The following is a 4,261-nucleotide window of genomic DNA, read 5'->3' as shown; positions in this document are numbered from 1 at the left end:
GGGTTAAGAGTTAATAATAAATTATTAATTTGGTTTAGTATCATCAGAATATTTTGCGACTAACTATAATATAAATAGGTTATGATTGTAGAAAATTAAAATATTTTTTTTGTAATAGTTGGGCAGTTACACTAAAACGTAATTATTGAAAACTGGCGTTGCTGAATAAAAGTATGATTTTAGGAGTTAGGAGCTAGAAAGAATCTTTTTGAGTAATTTAAAGAGTTGGAATAGCTCTGATTTATCCTTAAATAATTTAGGAATTTCATACCGTGTTTCAGCAACGCCTTAAAACTATAGTGCTACCCTATATTTAATATTTGACTTTTTAGTAGAGACGTTCTATATAATGTCTCTACTAATTCCTAATTAAATATACAACCTTGGGGTGAAATTTAGCCTTTAAATTAGCTAATATGTATTATCTAGTTTTCGATCTAGAATTAATCCCCAATTAGGATTTACCGAAAATCCAAACTTCTTTAGACTAGACTAGGAACTTTAGCCATCAGATGAGGATAGAGAGGAAAACCATTGCATAATGATGCTACCCTGTCTCGACACTTTTGAGCTACTCCTTCATCTTCTGGACTTAGTAATCTTTCCGCAATAATATCGCCTATTTCTGTAAATTCAGCAGCTTTCATCCCTCGACTTGTCATTGCTGGAGAACCCAGTCGGAGACCACTGGTAACAAAAGGAGACTCTGGGTCAAAAGGTACAGTATTTTTATTAGCAGTAATATTTACCCCACTCATCAACTTATCTGCTTTTTTACCTGTCATACTTACTGACCTTAAATCCACTAACATAACGTGATTTTCCGTACCACCGGAGACTATTTTTAATCCGCGTTTTTGCAGTTGGGTTGCTAAGGCAGCAGCATTTTCTATAACTTGGCCGGAATAAGTCTTAAATTCTGGCTTTAACGCTTCTCCAAATGCAACTGCTTTGGCTGCAATAACGTGTTCTAAAGGACCACCTTGAGTTCCGGGAAATACTGCTTTGTCTAATTTTTTCCCTAATTCTGGGTCGCGGGTCAGGATTAAACCGCCTCGTGGCCCCCTTAAAGTTTTGTGGGTGGTAGTTGTTACTACATCACAGTGGGGGACTGGGTTAGGATGATGACCTGTTGCTACTAAACCAGCAATATGAGCAATATCCGCTAATAAATAAGCTCCTACTTCATCGGCGATCGCCCGGAATTTCTCAAAATCAATTATTTGAGAATAGGCAGAATAACCACAAATCAGCAATTTGGGTTTATGTTCTTTTGCCAGTTGGAGAACTTGGTCATAGTCTATAGCTTCTGTTTCCTGACTTACACCATAATGATGAACTTTGAACCATTTACCAGAAATGTTGACTGGCGAACCGTGGGTCAAATGTCCACCGTGGGATAAGTCCATTCCCATGATGGTATCCCCTGGTTGTAATAATGTGAGGAATACTGCAAGGTTGGCCTGCGCTCCAGCATGGGGTTGTACATTGGCGTGGGCAGCTCCAAATAATTCTTTGGCACGGTCTATGGCTATTTGTTCGATTTTGTCTATAAATTCACAGCCACCGTAGTAACGTTTACCAGGGAGACCTTCGGCATATTTGTTGGTTAGTACGGAACCTTGGGCAGCCATTACTGCAGGTGAGGTAAAATTTTCACTGGCAATTAGTTCTAGGTGGTCTTGTTGCCGTCCGTATTCTTTTTGAATTAGTTCGGCTACTAAGGGGTCAGTATCGGCGAGAAAGTTAGTGTTAATCATGTTGTATATTTTTAGAGGCTACATTAAAACTATAGTAAATGTTCCATAGTCGTATATAGTCAAACAATGTTAAATATCTTCGTTGATTTGTACTAAGCAGCTACTAAATATTTGACAAAATTTAATAACTCTCGACCTTATGTTTAATGGTATAATGGAGTTGGCTGAGAATTAAAAGCTCAATCACAATCATAAAGATTAATAAATGATTGGAGCCTTGAGTAGTTTTAATCCCTTGATTTATGAGATTAGTTGAGAGACATATTATTCAAAAAAATCATCGGTTTTATACTGAAATTGACCGACTGTGTTTCTTGTCTAAAAATCTCTATAACTATGCTAATTATTTAGTTCGTCAGTCTTTTATCTTTGAAAAGAAAAATCTATCCTATTATCAGCTTCAAAAAACACTTCAATCTCAAGGATACTATCAAGCAATGCCAGCTAAAGTCTCTCAACAAATCTTGATGATTTTAGAGAGAAACTGGAAAAGTTTTTTAGCAGCGAACGAAGTTTATAAAGAGAATCCATCAAAGTTTAAATCTCGTCCTTGTCTTCCTGGATATAAAAATAAAATTACAGGAAGAAATATTGTAGTTTATACAACACAAGCCATCAGCAAGAGGCAACTTAAACAAGGAATTATTAATCCGAGTAAAACTGGAATTAATCTAAAAACCTTAGTACCTACTTCACAAATTAAACAAGTTCGTCTCGTCCCTAGACTGAACCATTATCTAATAGAGGTGATTTATGAAGCGACGGAAAAACAATACGAGCTAGAAAAAAATCGTTGTGCCAGTATTGATATAGGATTAAACAATCTAGCTACATTAACTTTTAATCAAGCCGGAATAAAACCCAAGAGTGATAAATGGCAGACCGTTAAAATCTATCAATCAATACTATAATAAAGTTAGCAGCTTCCTGCAATCTCAACTCCGGGAAAATCAGTCAAGCTTCAGACTAAAAAAGCTTTCTAATAAAAGAGAATTTAAAATCAATGATTATCTCCATAAAGCATCTCGTTTGATTATTGATACCCTGATTAATGAGAAAATAGGAACTTTGATAATTGGCCACAATGAAGGCTGGAAGCAGAATATCAACTTAGGGAAAAGAAACAATCAAAATTTTGTCTGTGTCCCCTATAATAAGTTAATTGAAATGTTATCTTATAAAGCTGAGATGGTAGGGATAAAAGTAATTATTACTGAAGAATCTTATACGTCAAAAGCAAGTTTTATAGATAATGATTTGATTCCAGTTTATAAAAAAGGTAAGAAAAATCAGGTCACTTTTTCCGGAAAAAGAGTAAAAAGAGGTTTGTATCGTACTGCCAGCAAAGGATTAATCAATGCTGATGTGAATGGCGCTCTGAACATAATGAAAAAAGCAGCTCCCTTTTGTCTTTGACCATGGGATAGAGGAGCCAGTGCGTTGGGCGGGTCCCCCGACTTGAAGCAACTGGCGTGGTGTTGTAGTGCCTCCTGCGGAGGAGCTTCGCTAATACCCAGTTAGGGTAACACCTGCAAAGTAAGAATATGTCATATTTGGCTATATTTTTATGAACTATATGCCCCACACTGGCACTTATGGTTTTTAGTATGGGGTGGAGGAATTTAGTTTATATTAGCGGAACTATGGTTAATTTCCTTTGAGAATTTGTTTTCGATAACTAACTGACTCAATGGTAATTGTCCTGGTTTTGGCAAAATGACGTACCTTACAAAGATTATCCTGCAAATAAATTGCAGAAAAGTAGTAACTTCTATGGGTTAGAGAAACCTTGTAAAAAAGCAGATGCAATATTAAATGCAGGATTATCTACAGCTTCCTGTAGAGCGGTTAAGCTAGTAGACTTAACCGCACTGATAATTCTCTTCTTCAAACTAGGTTTTTGGTCGATCATTTCCGCAAACTTCTTCCCTACTTCTCGCTCACTTAGAGTCTTAGTCGGATAAGTATCTTGAAGTTGGTTTAGTAAATCTTGAATTTCCTTGGCAACTTCAGCCATTGTCTTCTGCTGTTCAGAGTAGTAGTTTTTTTTGTTTGCCAATAGCAGATTGTTTTCCGGTATTAGAAGCATTTCCTTGATTTATGAAATTGATGTTGTAATCTGACATAATTTAGATTTCCTTTGTGAACTAAAGATCGACTAATTTTTAGTTTAACTGATTCAAAAAATATTGTGTTTTTTCCTTTTATTAAAAGACATATTTATATGAAAACTATCTCCAGCTTCAACACTTATCTTTGACCTTACATATAATCCTAACTGGACTATCAAAAATAATTGGAAAAATTTCTAAAATCACAGGCATTCCCACAAAAAACAAAAATAATAAAATCACAATTCTATATATTATTGGTGCCTGACCAATTTTATTATTTTTGCTAGTTTTTTTGTTAAATTATTTTGTTCTATCTGTTTTTTTTGCTCTCTCTTATAAACCTCCACTATATCTTCATTTTTAGTAATTTCTTGGTAAGCTTTATAT

4 protein-coding genes are annotated in these 4,261 nt (G+C 35.2%); 2 read left to right on the top strand and 2 right to left on the bottom strand.

The window, feature by feature from the left end; all coding sequences use genetic code 11:
* Nucleotides 1–482 precede the first annotated feature (482 nt).
* The gene (gene glyA / locus AFK68_RS08055) at nucleotides 483–1,760 is read right to left on the bottom strand and encodes a serine hydroxymethyltransferase (protein ID WP_094672295.1); all 1,278 of its coding nucleotides are present in this window, start codon (nucleotides 1,758–1,760) and stop codon (nucleotides 483–485) included.
* Between the two features lie 242 nt (nucleotides 1,761–2,002).
* Between glyA and AFK68_RS38380 the strand changes: the two genes are divergently transcribed.
* Nucleotides 2,003–2,671, top strand: a complete 669-nt coding sequence (locus AFK68_RS38380) for a transposase (RefSeq protein ID WP_210407290.1) — start codon at nucleotides 2,003–2,005, stop codon at nucleotides 2,669–2,671.
* Nucleotides 2,628–3,176, top strand: a complete 549-nt coding sequence (locus AFK68_RS38375) for an RNA-guided endonuclease TnpB family protein (protein WP_246844061.1) — start codon at nucleotides 2,628–2,630, stop codon at nucleotides 3,174–3,176. The genes AFK68_RS38380 and AFK68_RS38375 overlap by 44 nt, the downstream gene beginning before the upstream one ends.
* A gap of 355 nt (nucleotides 3,177–3,531) precedes the next feature.
* Here AFK68_RS38375 and AFK68_RS08045 read toward each other — a convergent pair whose 3' ends face one another.
* A complete protein-coding gene (locus AFK68_RS08045; protein ID WP_094670736.1) occupies nucleotides 3,532–3,777 on the bottom strand; it encodes a hypothetical protein in 246 nt (81 codons plus the stop codon).
* Between the last annotated feature and the right edge of the window lie 484 nt (nucleotides 3,778–4,261).

The organism is Hydrocoleum sp. CS-953 (genome assembly GCF_002260545.1).
Taxonomy (GTDB): domain Bacteria; phylum Cyanobacteriota; class Cyanobacteriia; order Cyanobacteriales; family Microcoleaceae; genus Trichodesmium.
Note: the sequence above shows the minus strand (reverse complement) of the source record. Positions and strands in the feature narration are given on the sequence as shown.